At 55.3% G+C, this 21,302-nt stretch carries 21 protein-coding genes and 1 tRNA gene; 2 read left to right on the forward strand and 20 right to left on the reverse strand.

The window, feature by feature from the left end; all coding sequences use genetic code 11:
- Positions 1-32 precede the first annotated feature (32 nt).
- The gene (gene mtfA, locus F3J36_RS22895) at positions 33-809 is read left to right on the forward strand and encodes a DgsA anti-repressor MtfA (protein ID WP_088516937.1); all 777 of its coding nucleotides are present in this window, start codon (positions 33-35) and stop codon (positions 807-809) included.
- Positions 810-912: 103 nt separating this feature from the next.
- Positions 913-988, forward strand: a tRNA-Asn gene (locus F3J36_RS22900).
- Between the two features lie 57 nt (positions 989-1,045).
- Here the strand turns inward: F3J36_RS22900 and ybiX are convergent.
- The 20 genes from ybiX to livM all read right to left on the reverse strand — a co-directional run bounded on the left by ybiX (position 1,046) and on the right by livM (position 21,300).
- Positions 1,046-1,723: a PKHD-type hydroxylase YbiX gene (ybiX, locus tag F3J36_RS22905; protein WP_058771146.1), complete on the reverse strand. Its 678-nt coding sequence runs from the start codon at positions 1,721-1,723 to the stop codon at positions 1,046-1,048.
- 51 nt (positions 1,724-1,774) lie between these two features.
- Entirely contained in the window at positions 1,775-4,060 is a 2,286-nt protein-coding gene (locus tag F3J36_RS22910) for a catecholate siderophore receptor Fiu (RefSeq protein WP_166720659.1), read from the reverse strand.
- Between the two features lie 348 nt (positions 4,061-4,408).
- Complete coding sequence (locus tag F3J36_RS22915) at positions 4,409-4,576, reverse strand: hypothetical protein (protein ID WP_021313248.1); 168 nt, start codon at positions 4,574-4,576, stop codon at positions 4,409-4,411.
- A gap of 277 nt (positions 4,577-4,853) precedes the next feature.
- The gene (locus F3J36_RS22920) at positions 4,854-6,044 is read right to left on the reverse strand and encodes a cytochrome c biogenesis protein/redoxin (protein WP_166720660.1); all 1,191 of its coding nucleotides are present in this window, start codon (positions 6,042-6,044) and stop codon (positions 4,854-4,856) included.
- 136 nt (positions 6,045-6,180) lie between these two features.
- Complete coding sequence (locus F3J36_RS22925) at positions 6,181-7,491, reverse strand: HAMP domain-containing sensor histidine kinase (protein ID WP_166720661.1); 1,311 nt, start codon at positions 7,489-7,491, stop codon at positions 6,181-6,183.
- Positions 7,488-8,228 carry a response regulator gene (locus F3J36_RS22930; protein WP_021509836.1) on the reverse strand — a complete coding sequence of 247 codons (741 nt, stop codon included), beginning with the start codon at positions 8,226-8,228 and terminating at the stop codon, positions 7,488-7,490. The genes F3J36_RS22925 and F3J36_RS22930 overlap by 4 nt, the downstream gene beginning before the upstream one ends.
- 73 nt (positions 8,229-8,301) lie before the next feature.
- Positions 8,302-9,297, reverse strand: coding sequence for an alpha/beta fold hydrolase (locus F3J36_RS22935; protein WP_166720662.1), 996 nt, complete (start codon positions 9,295-9,297; stop codon positions 8,302-8,304).
- A 17-nt stretch (positions 9,298-9,314) separates the two neighbouring features.
- Positions 9,315-9,767, reverse strand: a complete 453-nt coding sequence (locus F3J36_RS22940; protein WP_166720663.1) for a DUF6130 family protein — start codon at positions 9,765-9,767, stop codon at positions 9,315-9,317.
- A 235-nt stretch (positions 9,768-10,002) separates the two neighbouring features.
- Positions 10,003-10,749, reverse strand: a complete 747-nt coding sequence (locus F3J36_RS22945) for an aspartate/glutamate racemase family protein (RefSeq protein WP_166720664.1) — start codon at positions 10,747-10,749, stop codon at positions 10,003-10,005.
- Positions 10,742-11,485, reverse strand: a complete 744-nt coding sequence (locus F3J36_RS22950) for a class I SAM-dependent methyltransferase (protein ID WP_166720665.1) — start codon at positions 11,483-11,485, stop codon at positions 10,742-10,744. The genes F3J36_RS22945 and F3J36_RS22950 overlap by 8 nt, the downstream gene beginning before the upstream one ends.
- Positions 11,463-12,692 carry a DUF711 family protein gene (locus tag F3J36_RS22955; protein WP_166720666.1) on the reverse strand — a complete coding sequence of 410 codons (1,230 nt, stop codon included), beginning with the start codon at positions 12,690-12,692 and terminating at the stop codon, positions 11,463-11,465. The genes F3J36_RS22950 and F3J36_RS22955 overlap by 23 nt, the downstream gene beginning before the upstream one ends.
- A complete protein-coding gene (locus F3J36_RS22960) occupies positions 12,692-13,363 on the reverse strand; it encodes an NTP transferase domain-containing protein (RefSeq protein ID WP_166720667.1) in 672 nt (223 codons plus the stop codon). Before F3J36_RS22960 ends, F3J36_RS22955 begins: the two co-directional genes overlap by 1 nt.
- Complete coding sequence (locus F3J36_RS22965; RefSeq protein WP_166720668.1) at positions 13,356-13,745, reverse strand: hypothetical protein; 390 nt, start codon at positions 13,743-13,745, stop codon at positions 13,356-13,358. The genes F3J36_RS22960 and F3J36_RS22965 overlap by 8 nt, the downstream gene beginning before the upstream one ends.
- Positions 13,742-14,521, reverse strand: coding sequence for an NTP transferase domain-containing protein (locus tag F3J36_RS22970; RefSeq protein WP_166720669.1), 780 nt, complete (start codon positions 14,519-14,521; stop codon positions 13,742-13,744). Before F3J36_RS22970 ends, F3J36_RS22965 begins: the two co-directional genes overlap by 4 nt.
- Positions 14,511-16,361 carry a glycosyltransferase family 25 protein gene (locus tag F3J36_RS22975; protein ID WP_166720670.1) on the reverse strand — a complete coding sequence of 617 codons (1,851 nt, stop codon included), beginning with the start codon at positions 16,359-16,361 and terminating at the stop codon, positions 14,511-14,513. Before F3J36_RS22975 ends, F3J36_RS22970 begins: the two co-directional genes overlap by 11 nt.
- A gap of 170 nt (positions 16,362-16,531) precedes the next feature.
- A complete protein-coding gene (locus F3J36_RS22980; protein ID WP_166720671.1) occupies positions 16,532-16,849 on the reverse strand; it encodes a hypothetical protein in 318 nt (105 codons plus the stop codon).
- 15 nt (positions 16,850-16,864) lie between these two features.
- The gene (locus tag F3J36_RS22985; RefSeq protein WP_166720672.1) at positions 16,865-18,286 is read right to left on the reverse strand and encodes an EmmdR/YeeO family multidrug/toxin efflux MATE transporter; all 1,422 of its coding nucleotides are present in this window, start codon (positions 18,284-18,286) and stop codon (positions 16,865-16,867) included.
- A 120-nt stretch (positions 18,287-18,406) separates the two neighbouring features.
- On the reverse strand, positions 18,407-19,156 hold the full coding sequence (locus tag F3J36_RS22990) for an ABC transporter ATP-binding protein (protein WP_058771132.1): 750 nt from the start codon (positions 19,154-19,156) through the stop codon (positions 18,407-18,409).
- Positions 19,149-20,024 (reverse strand): ABC transporter ATP-binding protein, encoded by an 876-nt coding sequence (locus F3J36_RS22995; protein WP_021509824.1) that lies wholly within the window; start codon positions 20,022-20,024, stop codon positions 19,149-19,151. Before F3J36_RS22995 ends, F3J36_RS22990 begins: the two co-directional genes overlap by 8 nt.
- Positions 20,017-21,300 (reverse strand): high-affinity branched-chain amino acid ABC transporter permease LivM, encoded by a 1,284-nt coding sequence (livM, locus tag F3J36_RS23000; RefSeq protein WP_166720673.1) that lies wholly within the window; start codon positions 21,298-21,300, stop codon positions 20,017-20,019. The genes F3J36_RS22995 and livM overlap by 8 nt, the downstream gene beginning before the upstream one ends.
- Between the last annotated feature and the right edge of the window lie 2 nt (positions 21,301-21,302).

A 21,302-nucleotide genomic window follows, 5' to 3' on the forward strand; every position in this document is an offset into this window, starting at 1 on the left:
TATGATTTCCGCCCTGCAGAGTGAGTGACGCAATGATCAAATGGCCGTGGCGTGCACAAAAAGATGCTGCCGTGACTGCCCTGCCCTGGCAACAGGCGCTGGGGCAGCCGATCTTTTCTCTGCTGAACAGCGACGAACAGCAGGCGCTGGTGGCGCTGGCGCAACGCTTCCTGCTGCAGAAAAAAATCACCCCGCTGCAGGGTCTGGAACTCAGCGAACTGCGCCTGGCTCGCCTGTCGTTGCTGTTTTGCCTGCCGGTATTAAAGCTGGGTCTGGAATGGCTCGACGGCTTTCACGAAGTGCTGATCTACCCGGAGCCGTTCAGCGTTGACGATCGCTGGGAGGACGACAGCGGCCTGGTGCACCACGCGCCGGCCGTGCATGCCGGCCAGAGCTGGACGCAGGGACCGGTGGTGCTGAACGCGCTGGACATCCAGGACTCATACGATCTCTCTGGTTACAACCTGGTGATCCACGAAGTGGCGCACAAGCTCGACGCGCGCGGCAGCGGTTACACCAGCGGCATCCCGGCCATCGCGCTGCGCGATGTGGCCAGCTGGGAGAAAGATTTACTGCAGGCGATGGCCGAGATTGAAGCGGAAGTGGAGCTGGTGGGTGAACAGGCCGCGACCCTCGATCCTTATGCCGCCAGCGATCCGGCGGAGTGTTTTGCCGTGCTGTCAGAGTACTTTTTCAGCGCCCCCGACCTGCTCGCCAGCCGTTTTCCGGCCATGTATCGCCACCTGCAGCAGTTTTACCATCAGGATCCGCTGGCGCGTCTGGCGCAGCAGGCACCGGAATCTGCTTAAATCACGATCGCTTTGCCGCTTTGCTAGCCAGTTGAATACAAATGTGTTTTTAGCGGTTGACACCCACAAGGGCTGCCATTAATATTCGCCTCGTTCCAACGATTCCTCTGTAGTTCAGTCGGTAGAACGGCGGACTGTTAATCCGTATGTCACTGGTTCGAGTCCAGTCAGAGGAGCCAGATTTAAAGAAGCCCGCTCAGGGAAACCTGAGCGGGCTTTTTGTTGTTGCGTGACGGCTAAACCTCCGTCCAGCCGCGCAGCAGGTTGTGGTACATGTTCAGCAGCGACAGCAGTTCTTCGCTGTCACCGTGGCGCGCTTTCAGGCTTTGAATGTTGCGGTCCAGTTCAAACAGCATCGCGCGTTGCTTATCATCGCGCACCATCGACTGAATCCATAAAAACGAGGCGACCCGCGCGCCGCGCGTGACCGGCGTGACGCAGTGCAGGCTGCTGGAGGGATAAAGCACCAGGTCGCCCGCCGGCAGTTTTACGCGGTGCTGACCGTAAGTATCCTCGATCACCAGTTCCCCACCCTCGTAACTGTCGGGTTCACACAGAAACAGCGTGGCGGAGAGATCGGTACGCATCCAGCCGGCCGCGCCATTGTGGCGTACCGCACCGTCAACGTGAAAACCGTAGGTTTCCCCCTGCTGATAACGGTTGAACAGCGGCGCAGAAAGCGTGCGCGGCAGCGCGGCGGCAAAGAAGAGCGGATGGCTATTCAGTGCCTGAAGCACTGCAGCCTGCAGCCGATCATAGAGTGGCGTGCCGGTGTCAATCTGCTGGTTATTTTTTACGGTCGCGCCCTGGCTGCCGACCGTCGCCCGTCCGTCAACCCAGTCAGCCTGCTGCAGCTGTGCGGTAAAGTGCGCCAGCTGTTCAGCGTTAAGCACGGCAGGAATGTGATACATCATCGCGGAGTTCTCGCCATTAAGCGTGGAGCGCGAACGCCCCACGGTTGACCATCAGAAATGCACGTTAGCCGTCAACAGGAAGGTACGCGGCTCGCCCGGATGATAGCGGTAGCCACTCTTGTTGATCGATGCCACATAGTTGGTATCAAACAGGTTATACACGTTGAGCTGCAGGTCGAGGTTATTGTTGACCTTATACCCGAGCTTCGCGTCAGCCACCCAGTAGCCTTCGGTGTGATCCGGCGTGCCCACGGCCCCATCGCTGCCGCGACGCAGGCTGCCAACGTAACGTGCGCCCGCGCCTACAGACAGTGCATCAGTGGCCTGATAGTTGGTCCACAACGTGAAGGCGTGCTTCGGCGTATAGGCCAGCGCAGATGAGCCATCCTGCGCCACGCTGGCGCCTTCACGCACCGACGCGTGCTGCATGGTGTAACCGGCAATGATTTCCCAGTCTGGCGTTATGTTGCCGGTTGCTGAGAGTTCATAGCCTTCCACACGCTTCTTGCCGGTTTGCGAGTAAGTGCCGTCATCGTTGGCATCAACCTCATTTTCGATGTCGGTGCGGAACAGCGCGGCGTTCAGCAGCAGCCGCTTGTCCAGCACCTGCCACTTGGTGCCCACTTCGCTGGATTTGGCCTTCTGCGGTTTAAAATCGGTACGATTGGCGCTGTTGCCGCTGCCACCCGCCGCCAGCGCGAAGCTGCTGCCACCCGGCGGCTGCTGGGAGATGGCGTAGTTCACATACAGGTTGCCCTGTTCGGTCAGACGATAGAGCGCCCCCGCTTTCCAGTTCACCAGATTGCCGGATTTCGCCGTGTCCACCGTGGTCACTGGCGTATTGCGCGCCACGCCCGCCGGACAAGCCAGCGCGCCGCGTCCGGTGCCGCCACAGGCCGTCGCGCTGTCGTACTCGGTATGGTAGTTGTCGAGACGAATGCCGCCGTTCAGCTCAAAGTCAGGGGTAATCGCCAGCGTATCAAATGCATAAATACCAAACGTGTCAGTCTGCCCGTTAGCGTTCGCACCGTTGCGGTCCAGACCGCCAATCGAAATGCTGCTGATGGGATGGTAGATATTCACCGCAGGTGGGGTCAGCGCGTTGACGCCATAGGTGGTCTGGTTTTCACGCGTGAACTCTACGCCCGCACTCACATCATGCCCGACGGAACCGGTGGCAAATTTCGAGGTGATATTGGTCTGGTTGGTGAGAATACGGTTGCTGATATCTTTGGTGTTTGCCAGGCGCGACCAGCGCCAGCTGCCAACATCGTTCGGGTTGGGTGCAGTAATGTTACCGGCTCCGCCCATCACCGCCGTCAGCAGATACTCCTGCTTCACCCGCGACCAGCGCGTGGTGTTGCGCAGCGTGGTGTTATCACTCAAATCGTGCTCAAAGCGCAGCGTGGCACTGTCGGTGGTCGATTTGTCGAAATCAGAATCGGTGCCGTAGTAGTTGCTGGTGGCGACCTTGCCGGAATTGTTCAGCGCAGCATACGCGGCAGACGGTGCCGAATAGCCGGGCAGGCCAACGGTCGGAATACCGCCGTCCGGTGTGTTGTTCTGGTGGACGTGTAAATAGTTGACGTACAGCCGCGTTGCGGTGTCCAGCCCCAGCGCCAGCGAAGGCGCGACGCCATAACGCTCGTTCTGGATGTGGTCGCGCGCCGCATCATGGGTTTTCTCACCCATCAGGTTAAGGCGAAACGCCGCATTGTCGTTGATTGCCTGGTTGTAATCGAGCGTGCCGCGGCGCATCCACGCGCTGCCGGCGCTAACTGACGCGTCAAGCCCGGTGTCCAGCCGCGGTTGTTTGCTGATCATATTGATCGAGCCGGATGGTGCGCTGCGACCATAGTCGGTGCCGGAAGGCCCTTTGATCACCTCCACCTGCTGCGTGTTGAAGGTGTCACGCGTGACGCTGGCGATGTCGCGAATGCCATCTACGTAAATGCTGTTGGAGGTATCGACACCGCGCATGTACACCGCATCGCCGGTGGTTGAGCTGCCGTTTTCCCCGGCGTAAAACGCCCCGACGCCCGGCACGTTTTTCAGCGCGTCGGTCAGATTGGTGACGCCCTGATCTTTAATAACCTGATCCGGAATCACCGTCATGGTGCGGGTGGTATCCACCAGCGGACGGGTAAATTTGGGATCGGCCGAGGCATTTGGCGCGTACAGCGAAGGCGTGCGCGCTTCAACCACCAGCGTATCATCAGATTTTTTGCCGGAGTTATCGGCACCCAGCGCCGCAGCCGGCGAAATACCAATACAAAGCCCGGTGAACAGGGTCAGCGAATTGAAGCTACCAAACGGCAGCTGGCGATTTTTATCCATGTTAAAAGGTGAGTTTCTTATCGTTATTAACGCACTCATTGTCTTAACCGCGCCTGCCATTCAGGCATAGCACTGAATCAACACGGTTTTCCCAGACAACACCTAAATGATAACGCCAATGGTTATCATTTACCTTTATATTCTTACACGCACACTGCCGCTTGGGAATACTTTTCTTTACGTTAAAATTACGAAATCAATACAATTGAACAAACCGGCGGGATGTTACGGCAATTTTTTCATCAGGCGGGCCAACAGCATAAAAAAACCCGCTCGGCGTGAGCGGGTTTTTAGTCTGGCGTGCACAGTTCATTCCAGTAGCAATAGCGCATGCGCTGGTGGCGGCGGTTATCGTTCATAGTAGCGATACACGGAAGGATGAAACTCCACGCCGTACAGCTGGCTGATCGGGATCAGCAGATCGATATGCTCACCGGGGTCGAATTCTCGCCCGTCAGGGGTGGCGGCTTTACTGGCTGCCAGACGCGCCAGCCACTGCTGCAGGATCTTCTTCATTTTCAGCTTCTCCATAAAAGGTTAACGCTGACAGTAAACCCCAGCCTGGACGCGGAACCAAACGACAAGTTATGCGTTGGATTACTGCATTTTGCATATCGGGGTGGCTGCGCCATGACGGTCACCCTGAAGAGTGACCCTGCGGGCTGGGAGGTCCTGGCAATGCCGCACGCTGTTTACCTGATAGTCCCTGTGATCCCCCGGCTTTCAAAGTCATCCTCCGCGAACCACAACCTAAATGAGAAGCAGTGGCGGCCCGGGCGGGCCGCCTGACCTGTCATGCACGTGCCTCTTTCAGCAACTGCTGAATCACCCTCTCCTGCTCTTCATAGTTGCCTTCACCAAACGCGGTGTAGCGCAGCTGTCCGTGTGCATCAAAGATGTAGTGCGCGGGCCAGTACTGATTACCAAAACGGTTCCAGATGCTGTAATTGTTATCCGCCACTACGGTGTAGGGCAGCTGCCAGCGCGTAATCGCGCGCTTCAGCGCCTTTTCATCCCGCTCCCACGGGTACTCCGGCGTGTGCACACCCACGACAACCAGCCCGTCACGTTGATACTTACTGGCCCAGTCGCGCACGTATGGCAGCGTATGCTGGCAGTTAATACAATCCCAGGTCCAGAAATCGACCAATACCACTTTGCCCTTTAACGTGGCAGGCGTCACCGGCGCCCCGTTCAGCCACGCTGTGCCCCCCGCCAGCGACGGCAACGCGCTGCTGGTTTGCGGCAGGCTAACCGGCTCCAGGCGCACTTTGGGTGCCGGCGTGGTCAGCCACTGGCTCAGCTGCTGCTCCAGCTTCAGGGCAAAAGCGGGCGCTGCCTGCAGCTGGCTCTGTGAGCCGGTAACAATCACGCCCACCGAGGCAAGCATCAGCACGCCCGCCGCCTGACGCAGCCGCGCACTCATCGCCAGCCCCGGACGCAGTCGCGCCACCAGCGATCGTCCGGCGAAATAGAGCAGCGCCAGCATCAGCGCGGCACCGCTGCCATACGCCAGCAGCAATACGCCAACCGACAGGGGATGATCGCCCACGACGGCCAGGCTGAGGATCGCGCCCAGCACCGGTCCGGCACAGGGCGACCACAGCAGACCGGTTGCCAGGCCCGCCAGCAGCGCGGCGAGCACCCCGCTACGTCGCTGGCTGGCATCGTTAAGGCGGTTACCCAGCGCGACAAACGGCCGGGTAACGCGTTGGGCGATGCGCGTCGAGATTAACGTCAGTGCGGCTATCGCCAGGAACAGCAGCGCCAGGTCGCGACCCATGCTGGTGACCTGACTGACCCAGTGGCTGGTAAGCGATACCAGTAGCGCTACCAGCGTGAACATCAGGACCATCCCGCTCAGCAGCGCCAGCAGCTGTCCGCGACGGCCGCGGACGCTGGCAAATACAAAAGGAATAATCGGTAAGGTACAGGGGCTGAGCAGCGTCAGCATCCCGGCGAGAAAAGCGATAAGCAGTGTCATAGAGAACCTCATACGGTGGATAAACGTCTGCGCGTCCGGCAGTACGTCTATTACATCCACCGCATGTGTTCAGGCTGTGTCGGGGAAACGCCGTTTTGTCGGGTTATGTGTGTAGCGGGCAGGCAGATACATCAGGTTACACATCCTGCCGCTGCAGGATGATGCACGCTTCCAGCCCGCCAGCTGCCCGGTTACGCAACTGCAGGCTGCCCGCCATCTGGCTCACCAGCTGGGTGGCGATCGCCAGGCCAAGCCCGGTCCCGCCGGTGTGGCGATTGCGTGAACTCTCCACGCGGTAGAAGGGCTCCAGCACCGCCTGTAACGCCTCCTCCGGGATGCCGGGCCCGTTATCACGCACCCGAATCTCTACCCTTTCACGCTGGGGTGAACAGAGTTCAACCTCCGCTTCGCCGCCAAACTTGAGCGCATTGTCGATCAGGTTGGTCATGATGCGCCGGAGTGCCTGCGGCCGCACGGCGAAGGTGTCATGGCCGGTGCACGGCACAAAGTTCACCGCTTTACCGACATCCTGATAATCACAGACTACGCTATCCAGCAGCGCGTTGAGGCTAACGCTCTGGCGCTTCTCTTCCAGCACTTCCGATGAGCGTGCATAGGCGATGCCCTCGCGCACCAGGCGGCTCATGTTATCGAGATCGCTCAGCAGTTTGTCGCGCAGCTCAGGCTGCTCCGCCATCTCCACCCGCAGCTTCATGCGCGTGATCGGGGTTTGCAGATCGTGGGAGATGGCCGCGAGGATTTGCGCACGCGCTTTGAGGTGATCCTGAATCCGCAGCTGCATAGCGTTAAACGCACGCGCCGCCTGCTGCACTTCATCCGGGCCGTTCTCTGCCATCAGCTGTGCGTGGCTGGCGGCCGGTTTGAGCGCATCAACCGCCTGGGTAAAGCGCACAAACGGTCGCACCACCTGCCGCACCGCCAGCCATGCGCAGCACAGCAGCAGCAACAGCTGCCCCATCAGCACCAGCGGCAGCCAGCGCGCAATCGCCGGCATGCGCGGCCAGAGATCGAGCGTGAGCGGCGCGCCGTCGTGCAGCGTCAGATGCACCTGAATATGCTCCCGCGGCCCCGAAATCGCATGAATGCTCATCTGATAGCGCCCGCCAAGCGCCTCCTGCAGTGAGCGTACCGCGTCGCGCGTGCGCCAGCTGGAGGGATACGGCCCCGCTTTACCCGGCGACAGACTGTAGCGATAGTTGCCGCGCGCCAGCTTCGCCAGCCAGCCCGGACGCTCGTCCGCCGGCAGACGATCGAGGATTGCCACGCTGGTCGCCACATCGTACTCCAGGTTGCCCAGCATCACGCTTTTAGCGCTGCTCATGCGTTCAATCAGCAGGCTTGCCAGCGTGAGAGTATTTGCCAGCAGCAGCCCGCCCAACACAATAATCAGCAGGCGTGACAGCAGCGATCGCGGCCATAGCCTCATTGATGCGCCTCTTTGATCACCACCGTGCTCGCCAGTACGTAACCTTCGCTGCGTACCGTTTTGATGTAGGCCGGTTCACGAGCATCTTCGCGTAACCGCTGGCGCAGCCGGCTAACCAGCAGATCGATCGAGCGTTCAAACAGCTCCGCGTCGCGGCCCTGTGTCAGGTTGAGCAGCTGATCGCGATTCAGCACACGCTGCGGATGGTCGAGAAACACGCGCAGCAGGCGGTACTCTGCGCCACTCAGTGCCACAATCACGCCGTCGCTGTCCAGCAGATGGCGCGCGGAGGTATCCAGCTGCCACTCGCCAAAGGCAATAATGCGGCCGGCCCCGGTAATATGTAAATTCGGCGGCAGCGCCCGGGTACGGCGCAGGATCGCTTTGATGCGCGCCAGCAGCTCACGCGCCACAAAGGGTTTGATCAGGTAATCATCCGCCCCCATCTCCAGCCCGAGAATGCGATCGGTCTCTTCGCTGCGGGCAGTAAGCATCAGTACCGGCAGGTTCTGCCGGGGATCGCTGCGCAGCTGACGGCACAGCGTCAGGCCATCGTCACCCGGCATCATGATATCCAGCACCACCAGATCCACCAGGCTGCTACTCAGCACGGCGCGCATCTCGCGGCCATTGGCCGCACCGGTGGCGCGGTAACCGGACTTAATCAGATAGTCGGTTATTAGTTCGCGGATATCCCGGTCATCATCCACCACCAGAATGTGATCAACGTGCTCCAAAACAGCCTCCTGTCAGCCACTTATGCAAAAAAGACCGGCACGCGATGGCCGGTCCGGGTCGTGAATTACTCCGCTACAGTGCGGCCGCATCCTCAACGGCTTGCACAAATGCCTGCGGGGCTTCCGCTGGCGGATTGTGTCCGATATTGCCCGTGAAGGTGCGATGCTGGTACCTGGCGCTGAACCTGGTGCGGTACGTCTCCGGTGCCGGGTGCGGCGCCCCGTTATTATCCCCTTCGATGGTGATGGTGGGGACGCGAATTGTCGGTAACGTGGCTAATGTTTTCTCATAAGCGGCATATTTTTGCTCGCCTTTTTCCAGGCCCAGGCGCCAGCGGTAGTTGCTGATAGTGATCGCCACCTGATCCGGATTATCCAGCGCTTTGGCGCTCTGGTTAAAGGTGGCATCGCTGAATTTCCAGCCGGGCGATGCCTGCTGCCAGATCAGTTTCGCAAAGTCGTGTGTATGGGCGGCATACCCCTGCCGACCGCGCTCAGTGGCGAAATAGAATTGATACCACCACTGCTGTTCGGCCTGTGGCGGCAGCGGTTTTTTACCCAGCTGCTGGCTACTGATCAGATAGCCGCTGACCGACACCAGCGATTTTACCCGTTCCGGCCATAGCGCCGCGACGATGTCCGCCGTGCGTGCGCCCCAGTCAAAGCCGCCCAGCACGGCCTGTTTGATATTGAGCGCATCCATCAGCGCCACGACGTCCGCTGCCATTGCCGAAGGCTGGCCGTTACGCGGCGTCTTATCCGACAGGAAGCGCGTGCTGCCGTAGCCGCGCAGATACGGCACGATCACCCGATACCCTTTTGCCGCCAGCGCCGGTGCCACCTGCGCATAGCTCTGGATATCGTACGGCCAGCCGTGCAGCAGGATCACCGCCTGACCATCACGCGGACCGATGTCCACATAGCCTGTGTTCAGCACGCCCGCGTTGATCTGCTGCACGTGGCTGAAGTCAGCGGCGTAATCGTGTGAGGCCGGGGTAGCGGCAAACGCGGTGCCTGCCGCCGTGAGAACCAGCGTTGCCAACAGAGTCTGACGTAATAGCGTTTTCATAATTTATCTCCGGATAATCAGTGCGGTGCAATCTGTACGGGCACGTTAAAGGTGATGGTTTTGCTGTCGATCGGTTTATGCGTGGGATCGGCAAGAATAAGGGTGACCTTGTGCGGCCCGACAGGCAGACCGACCAGAATCACCGGCTCACCGCTGGTGTCCGCCCAGTGCCACGGGTTGTCATCCACGATGACGTGAATGTGGCCGATGCGCGGCGTGATTTTCAGCGCTTCCTGGCCAAACACTGGCTCGATGCGCAGGTTTTCTGCCCGGTACTGGATAAACACCGCGCCCTTGCGCAGCGGTCCGGTCAGCGGCGCATCCACAATTAATCGCGCAGGCGGCTGGGGATGATCCAGTGGCGCCACGGCCGCCGGGCCGAGCACATCAGCAGCGCTCAGTCGCTCCGCCCAGGCGCAGGTCGCAGAGGCGCCCATCAGTAACGTTGAAATAAACAGTCGGGTTAACATCGTGGTATCTCCATGCATTCAGTTGATGCGTACAGAAGACCACGGCGATGTATAGCGGATATGTACAGATTGGCGGGTTATGCAACGGCGTGTGTGTTGTGTGGCGGGAGATACAGTGTGATACAAATTGGTGTTTACCCCGCCCGGGGGAAAATCAAAGCAGGATTTTCACAGGCCCGGGGCGAAAAATTTAATGAGATAAGCGGCCCTTCATCATTGAAAGAATTCGTCCGCCTTAATCACGCAGGCGGCGAAATGATATGGCGCGCAAAGCGGCACGCGCGAGAGCTTCGCTCGAATCAATTAACGTCATTTCCTGCCAGATGGCGCTGTGTTTTAACAAACTCAACTCTGTGCAAGCCAGAATAATGTGCGTAGCGCCCTGTTGCTTCCAGCTACTTACGGCGTCCGCTAACTGCCGCATTGATAGTTCAGACACGCTTTTTGTGGCTTTTATCTCGTTAATGCAGCGTGTCAAAAGCTGTTGGGTGGAGGCAGCTACATTGACGATCTCGGCGTGCTGTTGCGTAAGCGCATCCTGATACAGCCTGCTCTGGTACAGCATTTGCGAACCGAGCACAACAACCCGCTTGCCCTGAAGCGCAATATGCTCAAGTGTGGCATCAATAATATTAATAACCGGAATAGCTGCGTCCCTGCTCCAGCGCGACCAAAGGAGGTGAGCGGTATTACAAGGCACAACGGCAACCGTCGCACCCGCAGCAGCGAGTTCTGTAATAGTTGCGTGAATCCAGGGAGAAGGATCACGCTCACCCAGTTGCAAATGACGCCCACGGCTGGGAATTTTACTATTATTATCAATGATAAGCCGCGGATATTGCCACTCCTTATCTGCCTGAATCAGGCCATACAGCTGCTGGCAAAAATCCAGTGTTGCCCAGGGGGCTACGCCCACGACGCCTAAAACACCTTCATCTGCCGGCCAGCTAACATCGTCATAGAAAGGTGAGATATTAACCATTTGTTTGCTCAAACTGATAAAGACGTAATCGGGTTTCAGAATACTTATTAAGCATATGACCTTCAGGGAACATATTTTCACTCCTGGTTAAGCTGAAACCATGCCGCGCAAATATGTCTTCGTATTGCTTAGCAGTCCGATATGTAGCCGAATATTCTGCTTGCAGATTCGCAGAATAGCGGTTATTGATTTCGAATCTTTCACCGACACCCGTACCATCACGCAATAATATAGTGCTTTCTGGTTTACTGTAAGTACGCAAATTACTTAACAGTTTTTCAGCTTGCTCATCATTAAGGTAGATCATCAGGCCAGATATGAAAATGACATCATACTGCTCTGAGCTACAATAATTCTCGGCAGATGAAAGAATGAAATCGACATTATTAATATTGCGTTTGCTGGCTTCAAGCTTACCCACTTCAATCATTGCAGCTGAAAACTCTACAGCGGTGATTTTTTTTGCGCCCTGATGCTGAAAGCGAAAAGCCCACTGCCCGACCCCAGCACCGAGATCAAGTACCGTTTTCCCTGTCAGGTCAGGCAACCAGGCAAAAACTTTTTGCATCTCAGTGCGAATTTTAATATCGAGAAACTTTGGATCGTTTTCCAGATTTGCTAAACTTTCAAACGATAATTTATTGTAATTATCCGGTCGACGATCCCAAAAAACCTTCACTTTTTTTGCATCTAACATTTTATTAAGCCTGATTTTAGCGATACGTCCAGCGTTCATTATCACCAGAAAAATAGACATCACTTTTCGCGATATTCATAATGCGGCTATTGCAGAGGAAGTCATAATTAAAGCGTGTAAATTCATTTACTTCTCCGCCAGGAATAGGTAATAAACGTACACCGAGCGGTTTCGTTAACCGCACCGCGAGTGCAGCCGTATCAAGAATAATCGCGGCAATATCTTCAGGCAGAGTCGAACCTGGCACCGGGAGCATATCTAATCCACAACCACAAACAGTTGACCATGCATTAAGCGTATCAATGCTTAATGCACGACGATTATTGGTACTCGCCAGGGCATCATCTTCCAGTACTGAGAACATGACGCCATTAAAACCCGTAGCGCGAGCACCACTGATAGCGACTGCGCTTTTAATCGCATTCGTCAGAATACTGGTTATAAAGAGTGATCCCTGAACGCCACCAGGACGCGCACCAAGATTTTCAACTAACCTGCCGACAGAAATACTGCCATCCGGAAAAGGCGCCAGCGAGGCATCCAGACCGGCATAGTCAAGCCCTGAATCAGACGCCAGCTCATGACCGAATGCATCAATTTCGCGTAAGCGTGTGCAGAGTCGAAGAATAAACTGGTCAGCAAAGTCCGCCAGTAGCATGTTGCCATCCCGTACCTGCTCACTCAATTCCAAAGCAATATCGGTAGTTTCGAGGGCAAAACTAAACTTCAGTGTCTCACCTTCATGCCGGGAAAACGGAAAAAATGGGGCATTTGGCGGACAACGCAATGAGGCACCCAGGTGAAAATTATCAAAGCCATTATTACTGCGATGTGCTACCTGCAACATGAAACGGGCAACGTCATGGCTGGCTCGAATATTTATCCCCTGTTCATCGGCAACCATCAGATTCAGAAACATACGCGGTTGCCTGAAGAGTAAAGCAAACGCGGCATCTAACCGTCCGCGGTAATTATCGCCATGCGTTAAGTCCAGCGGTAAGCAAAACCAACGAATATCAAGTCTTTCAGCCAATGCATTGAATGAATTTATTCGTGCTGGCAGGGTATAAATCTCATCTTCATCACGTTCATTCAATGGTGGCAGGGTTAAACGTAATGTTCGCAGTGGCCAACGACGAGACTGGAGTTTATCAATCACTAACGTGCGAAAGTGATGTAAACGTGACTCAGAATGCCCGTCGGAAATAGCGGAGTAAGGCAAGCCCAGCGTAATAGCTCGTATCATTAACCGTGATCCTCCTGCATCAAACGCCAGTAATCTGCCAGCGTATTAATTTCATTAAATGCATGCTCCCCCAGGTCGTGAGCGTAGAGTGCTGTCGTTTTCTGACACGGTAACGTTTGGGCGGCATACAAATTACCATAACGCAGGCATTGCTTATGCCACTGACTCAGGAGTGCCATATCACTGACTTTAAACAGACCCATAGCCTCAGGGTGCTCTGCGGCGCGTATCGGTCCCAGATATGTCTCCTCCACGAGGCTCTGGCGATTAACGTCACAATGAATGGAGGTCAGCATGCGATTATGCCGCTGCTGAGTCAAAACGAGATTTGCCTCAGCGTGATCCATTTCATGGATAAGTTGAGGAGAAAAAAACATATCTCCCGAGACAACATACGTGGGGCTATTAATCTGATTCAGGGCCAATCCCAGACTCATTGCATTATTAGTCGTTGCCCAGTTGTCATTGATAACGTAATTGAGATCAGGGTAGGACTCCATAATCTGTAACGCCCCAAAGCCAATCACTACGGTAATTTTTTTCCCATGAAAGGCATCAATAGCATAGTCGAGAATCGTTTTCCGCGTTTTGGGATGGCGAATTAAAACTTTATTTTTACCATCCCGTTGCAGGCTTCTGCCGGCGGCCAGAATGATGGCATTTTCAACCATGATAGCCTAACTCCTGCAGCGAAAATTGACATACCGGCAGTGGTACAACGAAATCATGCTTTACCGTTTTATAAGGGTAGATGTCATTGATTAATGCACGCCGCGCCACTTCCTGCCAGTCAAATTGATGATTTTCGCGCAACGATCTTAAGGGCACCGAGGCGTAATCAAATCGTAAGACCGGCACTCTTTTTAGTCCCAGACTGAGCGCGACTTCCATTCGGTGCTGGCCGTCCAGCACCAGATTATGGTGTAGATCAAGCGCCAGAGGTTTTACCCATACGCCTTCCTGAAGAATTTTATCACGCAACCATTCAACGCGACGTGAACTGAATTTTTCAATATGGCGCAATTTTTGTGGTTCAAAAAACTCTACATTCATTTTAGTGCCTCAAAATTTTCTAATAATAAATGATAATCCGTAACCGCCTGCCGGTAATCGACTTCTTCGTTGAAAGATCTTGCAAACAAATCCGTAATATCTACAGCACGGCAGGGTAAGCAAGAGCGGTGTACAATCCAGGGTGCCATGTAATATTGCTGAGTGCTTGTCTGTAAAAACGTCTGCCGCAGGCGTCGATCGTTTTCCACCTGTTCCGGAGAGACACTGAGCAAGCCGACCATTTTCATCCAGCCATCAAACGCGGAGTCGTAATCGGGCACATAGGCAATTTTCTTTATAGCAGGTTCAGCTTTACTGGCTTTGACAATACCGCCAGTGAGGCAAGAGTTGTAATAACCATGGGTGAGCCAAAAACTGTCACTGCCCCTTTCAGCTTGCATTAACCGCGGCCATACACGTGGATCCAGCAGAACATCCGTTTCGATAACTGTATAGCCATATTCAGGATGATTAAGCGCGCTGACACCTTTTTCAACGGATAATATGTTGACATCATTTTTATAATTATCATTGTGCGCTAACTTAATATTAGCATCGGCATAATTATCTTTAATCCAGCGTTCTACAACTGATGACTGGTGACCGGTAACCAGTACAATTTCACGCTCGTCGCATTTTACCAGCTCAGTCAGCAACGTATCCAGCACGGTGATTTCACCAACCGGCAGCAAGCATTTAGGATAATTCAGGGTCAGATGCCCCATCCTCGTTCCCTGACCAGCAACCAGTAATATTGCGGCGCGTTTAGAAGACATTATTATGAACTCCAGCGGGCATGAGGGTTTTTTCAATGATTCTCACAATCTCACTGCCTGCGCCCTGCTCTGGCATATGAAGTTCATCACGTAAAACTTGCAGTCGCTTATCACGCATGGGATCCTTGCCTGAAACAAGATTATCAACGAAAGTTTTAATTTCTGCGGACTCATTCGCAACGTCATAAGCGTCATAAATAAATTCAGCGCTACTATTAATACCGAGGCAGTTTTTATGAGTCAGGAAAAGGATTGGCTTACGCGACGGTAAATACTCCAGCAAAAACGATCCTGCATCTGCCATCAGCGCATCTGATTGTGAAAAGGCGTAGCGATAATCAGCAGAAAAATCCCACTCCACATGTGCTTTGAGATGAGAGTATTCGCGCAGCATTTGCCAGTTCTGAGCTGTTTCGCTGTGTGTTCCGCGCTCTTTACGAAGATCCAGAAATTGTTTGAAAAGCGGATGTGGCCGGATAATCAAATTAACGTCATCACGTTTGATGATATCGAGTATTGCCTGTGTATATAAATTAAATGTAGACCACATCTTTTCATCATCAGGCATGACGAAATGCGGTGCCCATAATAGCGTTGGCTTGTCTTTATTAACTTTGCCATCCGCCTGGGCGCCAAAGCGTGATGTATAGTTATCAAGCTTTGGATGTCCGCTAACATAGACGTGTTGATTGCCATTTTCGCAATATTTAGCAAACTCATCTTTATGCCGCTGAGAGCGAACGAATACCCACCTGGCAACATTTTGACAGGGAAGATTGTACTGATAAACACGGTTTCTCTCGCCATCACCCATATCTAACCCATAAGGAATATAGGCGATAGAAATATTGCGTCGATTAAGCGTCAAACTTTGCAGTTCATTGGGACGTGCATCATCATAGGGATTTTGTAAAAAAACCACATGGGGCTTACGCGCCGTAATCTCATAATCGTGATACTCGGTATACCGGATACCCTTATCATTTAATAAATCACGCTGTGCAGTGTAATCCGGTGCTTTTGTGCCCCGACTGAAATAAGGCGCAAGGATAATCTGACAATCAAAATGCGGTTTGGCCTGCATAGCGCGATATACCGACTCAAAGTTAGTCCAGCCGGGGGCCCACTGGAAAAAGATATCCACCTTTATCTTTTCTTCACCAGGTTGATAGACTGGCCAGACTATTTCATCTAATTTTTTAGCGAAATGAGCTCGATAATTAACAGGTTGGTTTTCAATATCACTTTTATCAGCGGCCTGATAGCCCGCATTGGGAAAGATACCCAACCAGCGGTCACGTTTTATCAAACTATTCCAGCGGACATCTAAAGCCCAGCACTGAGGAAGGCCACCCGCCAGCAACCCCTGCAAGCTTTGTGCATAATTATCAATGAGAGTGGCGTAGTAATCACCGTTTACGATGTAAGCGCAAGCGCACCATGCATATTGCGGCTTAACAATATAATCCACACTTTTTAACGGCACGACGTTATCATAGTGGGCAGCGAGCAGCGCGACATGCCAGTTGATCTGCTGTAAAGAGGAGAGAAATAGATCAATTCGCTTTTTGGTCTGAATATCATCATGGAAAACCATATCGTCTTCCAGAATCAATACATTTTTCCAGCCGTTTTGCTGAGCCATTTGCAGCACGAGAATGTGTGATTTAATACAGCCGATATAGCCTGGCGCTTCTTCAATAGCCTCAAAACGGACAATCTTTTCACGTGGTACGCCAATTGCTTTTAATTGACGAGCGATACGCACCCTGCGATCCTTGCGTTTATTCAGGTTGATGTATACAACCTTATCTATCGTCTGCCAGTTGACTGCCATCATCTCTACACCCATCGCACTAAGAAAGCTCTCATTTTCAGGACGGCGCAATAAAGACAATTCTTAAGGAAAATAAAAAAAATTTTTAGGTTTACTGGCGAGGGATCAGCAGGGTAACGAGCCGGTGCTGGCAGCTTGTTTGGGCTGCGCCAGCCTGACAGCCATCGATCATTTCACTCGCGCTGAATCATCGCAGCTGGATGTATAACCGCCACAACAAAGGCAAGCTTTGTGTACTGTACTGCCCCCGGGCTGCAAGTTTGAAGATTTGAGTAACCGCTGAAGCGGCCCGCTTTCGTATGAATGGCAAGGTGCACAGTTGTCACATCACGTTCGAATTCACGAAAGCGCTGAGTTAGGTTGCCAGCGGAAAGGCAGCGGTCAGTCCGAAAATAGCCGTGCGGCTTGAGGCGGGGCCGGGTATGGCAGGCATAGGGTACGATCTGTTTTTGCTGGCCAATAACCCGATCATAAAACCCTGTACCTGTCATTTTTGTGGGGATTCCTCAGCCCGACGGGCCACTGCTCTTCGCGAGCATTTTGCGGTAATTGTTCAGCCATTTGCCGCTGGTTAAACGCCACCAGAAACAGATACCGCGCACCGTCCAGTCGAGGAACATGCCGAGCCAGACGCCAATCACCCCCATGCCCAGCGCAATGCCGAGCAGATAACCGGCCACCACGCGCGCACCCCACATACTGAACATCGATACATACATGGTGTACCGTGCGTCGCGCGCGCCTTTTAGCCCGGCCGGCAGCACCCAGGAGGCGGTCCAGATAGGCATAAAGGCGGCATTCAGCCAGATCAGGTGTTTGGTTACCTCAATCACCTGCGGATCGCGGGTGTAGAATCGCGCCAGCGTGCCCGCCAGCGGCACGGTGATAAACGCCAGCGTGCACAGCCCAATCATCGCCAGCCAGAATACGTGCTTGATCTGCCGCTCCGCCTGCATCACCTGATTTTTCCCCAGCCGCCTGCCGGTGATAATGGTCGATGCAGAACCCAGCGCGTTACCCGGCAGGTTGATCAGCGTGGCGATGGAGAAGGCAATGAAATTACCGGCGATCTCATTGGTGCCCATGCCGGCGACAAAAATCTGCGTCAGCAGTTTGCCGCCGTTAAACAGCACGGATTCGATACTGGCCGGTACGCCAATCCCCAGCACTTCCATCAGGATGTTGCGATCCCAGCGGCGGAAATAGCTGGCCAGCGTGATTTTCAGCGCCGGACTGATGCCGCGATACAGCACGTAAATGGCCGCCGCCGCGCCGATATAGCGTGAAATGGTTAATCCCAGCCCGGCACCGACAAATCCCATCCCTTCCCAGCCGAGCGCACCATAGATCAGCACGCTACTGATGATGATATTCAGGATATTCATGCCGCCGTTAATCAGCATCGGAATTTTAGTGTTGCCGGCACCGCGCAACGCGCCGCTGCCTATCAGCGCAATCGCCGCCGCCGGATAGCTCCACGCAGAGGTTTGCAGATAGCTGAGCGCCAGTTCTTTGACCTGCGGCTCGGCGTTGCCGGCAATCACGTCAACAATCAGATGCCCCCAGAACTCGATGGCGATGACCAGCACAAACGCCAGCACCGTCATCAATCCCAGCGACTGCCGCGTCGCCGCACGCGCACGCTTGCCGTTGCGTTTGGCAAGGCTGAACGCCACCACCACCGTGGTACCGAGATCGATGGCGGCAAAAAAGGAGATGATCACCATGTTAAAGCTGTCAGCCAGCCCAACGCCTGCCATCGCCTCTTTGCCCAGCCAGCTCACCAGAAAAGTACTGAGAACCCCCATCAGCATCACGCACAGGTTCTCAATAAAGATGGGCACCGCCAGTGGGGTGATTTCACGCCACAACAGCGTGCGATAAGCACGGCGTTTGGGATACCACGCCGTGTTTCTTATCGCCCGCATTACTGCTACGCCAGGATTTTGCAAGGGAGTACCAAATCACTTTGGTTAAGAAGTAGAGTAATAATGATGATAGGCTGCTAACGATTATGCAAAGTGTTTCCCGTCACCATTTAATCATTATTACAAACTTTTTGCTGACTCCCCGCCCGCGCCGACGCTGCCGCCCAGATAGGCGCTGCGCACTTCTTCGTTGTGCAACAGTTCGCTGCCGCTGCCGCTTAGACGAATTTCGCCATTGACCATCACATAACCGCGATCCGCCAGTTGCAGCGCGTGGCGCGCGTTCTGCTCCACCAGAAACAGCGTCATGCCCTGCTGCGTCAGCTCGCGCAGGATGCTGAAAATCTGCTTTACCACCAGCGGGGCCAGCCCAAGGCTGGGTTCATCCAGCAGCAGCAGACGCGGCCGGCTCATCAGCGCGCGGGCGATCGCCAGCATTTGCTGCTCGCCGCCGGAGAGCGTCATTGCCCGCTGTTTCCGCCGCTCCAGCAGACGTGGAAACAGTGTGTACATGCGTTCTTTATCCTGCTTCATGTAGCGCTCGCCGATGGCGATGGTGCCCATCAGCAGATTCTCTTCCACCGTCATATCCGGAAAGATGCGCCGTCCTTCCGGCGCCTGAGCAATGCCGCTGGCGGCGATAAAATGGGTCGACCGCTGGCTGATGGCTTCTCCGCGCAGGCGAATTTCACCGCTGGCAATGCGCGGCTGACCAAAAATCGACATCAGTAGCGTGGATTTTCCCGCACCGTTGGCCCCAATCAGCGCCACGGTTTCCCCTTCCGCCACGGTCAGCGACACCTGCTTCAGCGCCTGCACCGGGCCGTAAAACACATCCACCTGCTCAAACGCCAGCATTGCTTCAGCCATGCTCGCTCTCCTCTTCCGCGCCGAGATAAGCGGCGATCACTTTCGCATCGTGTCGAATCTGCTGCGGCGTGCCCTGGGCGATCACGTCACCGTGATCCAGCACGACGATGTGATCGGAAATGCGCATCACCATCGGCATATCGTGTTCAATCAACAGCACGCTGATGCGATGATCGGCGCGCAGCTGATGCAGAATCTGACTCAGCGCCTCGGTTTCGACCGGATTAAGCCCCGCTGCGGGCTCATCCAGGCAGATCAGCTCCGGCCGGGTGCACATGGCGCGCGCAATCTCCAGCCGGCGCTGCTGGCCGTAAGAGAGCGTACCGGCCAGCCGGTTGGCACTGCTGACCAGATCAACACGCTCCAGCCAGTAAAAAGCGCGATCGAGCGCGCGACTCTCCGCGGCCCGATAGCCGCGGGTATTGAGGATGCCGGCCAGCAGCTGACGGTTGACCTGCATATGCTGCGCCACCAGCAGGTTCTCCACCACCGACATCTCGCGAAACAGGCGGATGTTCTGAAAGGTGCGCGCCAGACCGGCGCGGTTGACCAGATGTGCGCCGCCAAACATCTTGTACCAGATACGCGAGCCCAGCCGCGCCGGCCGCAGCCAGTCACCCGGCTGAATCTTCTGGCCCAGCACCTGAATCACATCGGTGCTGCGCTGATGGGCATTGAGCACAATGCGACCGCCGCTGGCGCGATAAAATCCCGTCAGACAGTTAAATACCGTGGTTTTGCCCGCGCCGTTGGGGCCAATCAGTGCGGTGACCGAGCCGCGCTCCACGCGCAGGCTGACATCATTCAGCGCTTTGATGCCGCCAAAGCGCATCATCAGGTTATCAACCTGCAGGATGGCATCACTCATGGCGTACTCCTTTTCTCAGCGGCACACCGACGCGTGCGGTGCGCACCAGGCCGCGCGGACGCCAGATCATCATCAGCACCATCAACATGCCAAACAGCAGCACGCGGTACTCGGCAAAGCTGCGCAGCAGCTCGGGCGCCACCGTCAGCACAAACGCGGCCAGCACTACGCCGAGCGTCGAGCCCATCCCGCCCAGCACCACGATGGCCAGAATCAGTGCGGACTCAAAAAAGGTAAACGAGGTGGGATTAACGAACCCCTGATAACTGGCGAAAAATACCCCGGCAATACCGGCGGTTGAGGCGCCGAGCATAAACGCCGACAGCTTCACCAGCACGTGATTCAGCCCCATGGCGCGACAGGCGATTTCATCTTCACGCAACGCTTCCCACGCCCGGCCAATCGGCATGCGCGTCAGCCGGTGCTTGATAAACAGCACCAGCAGCACCACCAGCACCAGCACGACGTAGATAAAGATGAACTTCATGTTGGGGTTGTAATCGAGATGCAGAAACTGATGGTACGGTATGCCGCCCTCCTTTGCCCGGCGGGCGAATTCAAGGCCGAGAAAGGTCGGTGACGGCACCGAGACGCCGTTCGGGCCCCCGGTGAACGACAGCCAGTTGTTCAGCACCAGCCGGATAATTTCACCGAAGCCGAGTGTGACGATAGCCAGATAGTCACCGTGCATGCGCAGCACCGGAAAGCCGAGCAGCGCACCGGCCAATGCCGCCAGCAGCGCAGCGATGGGGATCATGCTCCAGAAACCCAGCCCGAGATATTGATAGCCCAGCGCCAGCCCGTAGGCACCAATGGCATAAAATGCCACGTAGCCCAGATCGAGCAGCCCGGCGAGGCCGACCACGATATTGAGCCCGAGTCCCAGCAGCACATAGATCAGCCCGAGAATCGCCACCGTCAGCAGATACTTGCTCGAGAGAAACGGAAACACCAGGGCCACAACCAGCAGCAGCGGTATTATCCAGCGCAGGCGCGAACGGTAACCGGGTTCACGCACATATACGCCGTCATCGTTGCCCTCAAACTTGCGCAGAAAACGGCGCCCCACGGCGGTATGCAGAAACAGCCCCAGCAGCAAACGTCCTGCCATCACCACCGCCACCAGCAGCGCCACGCGCAGCGGCGACAGCGTAAAACTGTAGCCGCTGAGTACCACGCCCACTACCGGGCCGAACACCACCAGCGCGACAGCTCCGGCCAGCAGCGTGTCGAGCAGCACCTGACGGATGCCGCTTGTTTGCGTCATTGCCTTCATTC

This window comes from Pantoea sp. Cy-640 (assembly GCF_011752635.1).
GTDB classification, from domain to species: Bacteria; Pseudomonadota; Gammaproteobacteria; order Enterobacterales; family Enterobacteriaceae; genus Pantoea; species Pantoea dispersa.

Excerpts from the sequence above, each read along its gene's own strand:
- F3J36_RS22990 (WP_058771132.1), bottom strand. The coding sequence starts at position 19,156 with ATGGCTGAAGCAATGCTGGCGTTTGAGCAGGTGGATGTGTTTTACGGC.
- F3J36_RS22920 (WP_166720660.1), bottom strand. The coding sequence starts at position 6,044 with ATGACACTGCTTATCGCTTTTCTCGCCGGGATGCTGACGCTGCTCAGC.
- F3J36_RS22985 (WP_166720672.1), bottom strand. The coding sequence starts at position 18,286 with ATGCGGGCGATAAGAAACACGGCGTGGTATCCCAAACGCCGTGCTTAT.
- F3J36_RS22935 (WP_166720662.1), bottom strand. The coding sequence starts at position 9,297 with ATGAAAACGCTATTACGTCAGACTCTGTTGGCAACGCTGGTTCTCACG.
- ybiX (WP_058771146.1), bottom strand. The coding sequence starts at position 1,723 with ATGATGTATCACATTCCTGCCGTGCTTAACGCTGAACAGCTGGCGCAC.
- F3J36_RS22955 (WP_166720666.1), bottom strand. The coding sequence starts at position 12,692 with ATGATACGAGCTATTACGCTGGGCTTGCCTTACTCCGCTATTTCCGAC.
- F3J36_RS22965 (WP_166720668.1), bottom strand. The coding sequence starts at position 13,745 with ATGAATGTAGAGTTTTTTGAACCACAAAAATTGCGCCATATTGAAAAA.
- F3J36_RS22995 (WP_021509824.1), bottom strand. The coding sequence starts at position 20,024 with ATGAGTGATGCCATCCTGCAGGTTGATAACCTGATGATGCGCTTTGGC.
- F3J36_RS22945 (WP_166720664.1), bottom strand. The coding sequence starts at position 10,749 with ATGGTTAATATCTCACCTTTCTATGACGATGTTAGCTGGCCGGCAGAT.
- F3J36_RS22975 (WP_166720670.1), bottom strand. The coding sequence starts at position 16,361 with ATGATGGCAGTCAACTGGCAGACGATAGATAAGGTTGTATACATCAAC.
- F3J36_RS22910 (WP_166720659.1), bottom strand. The coding sequence starts at position 4,060 with ATGGATAAAAATCGCCAGCTGCCGTTTGGTAGCTTCAATTCGCTGACC.
- F3J36_RS22960 (WP_166720667.1), bottom strand. The coding sequence starts at position 13,363 with ATGGTTGAAAATGCCATCATTCTGGCCGCCGGCAGAAGCCTGCAACGG.
- F3J36_RS22970 (WP_166720669.1), bottom strand. The coding sequence starts at position 14,521 with ATGTCTTCTAAACGCGCCGCAATATTACTGGTTGCTGGTCAGGGAACG.
- mtfA (WP_088516937.1), top strand. The coding sequence starts at position 33 with ATGATCAAATGGCCGTGGCGTGCACAAAAAGATGCTGCCGTGACTGCC.
- F3J36_RS22950 (WP_166720665.1), bottom strand. The coding sequence starts at position 11,485 with ATGAACGCTGGACGTATCGCTAAAATCAGGCTTAATAAAATGTTAGAT.
- livM (WP_166720673.1), bottom strand. The coding sequence starts at position 21,300 with ATGAAGGCAATGACGCAAACAAGCGGCATCCGTCAGGTGCTGCTCGAC.
- F3J36_RS22940 (WP_166720663.1), bottom strand. The coding sequence starts at position 9,767 with ATGTTAACCCGACTGTTTATTTCAACGTTACTGATGGGCGCCTCTGCG.
- F3J36_RS22925 (WP_166720661.1), bottom strand. The coding sequence starts at position 7,491 with ATGAGGCTATGGCCGCGATCGCTGCTGTCACGCCTGCTGATTATTGTG.
- F3J36_RS22980 (WP_166720671.1), bottom strand. The coding sequence starts at position 16,849 with ATGACAGGTACAGGGTTTTATGATCGGGTTATTGGCCAGCAAAAACAG.
- F3J36_RS22915 (WP_021313248.1), bottom strand. The coding sequence starts at position 4,576 with ATGAAGAAGATCCTGCAGCAGTGGCTGGCGCGTCTGGCAGCCAGTAAA.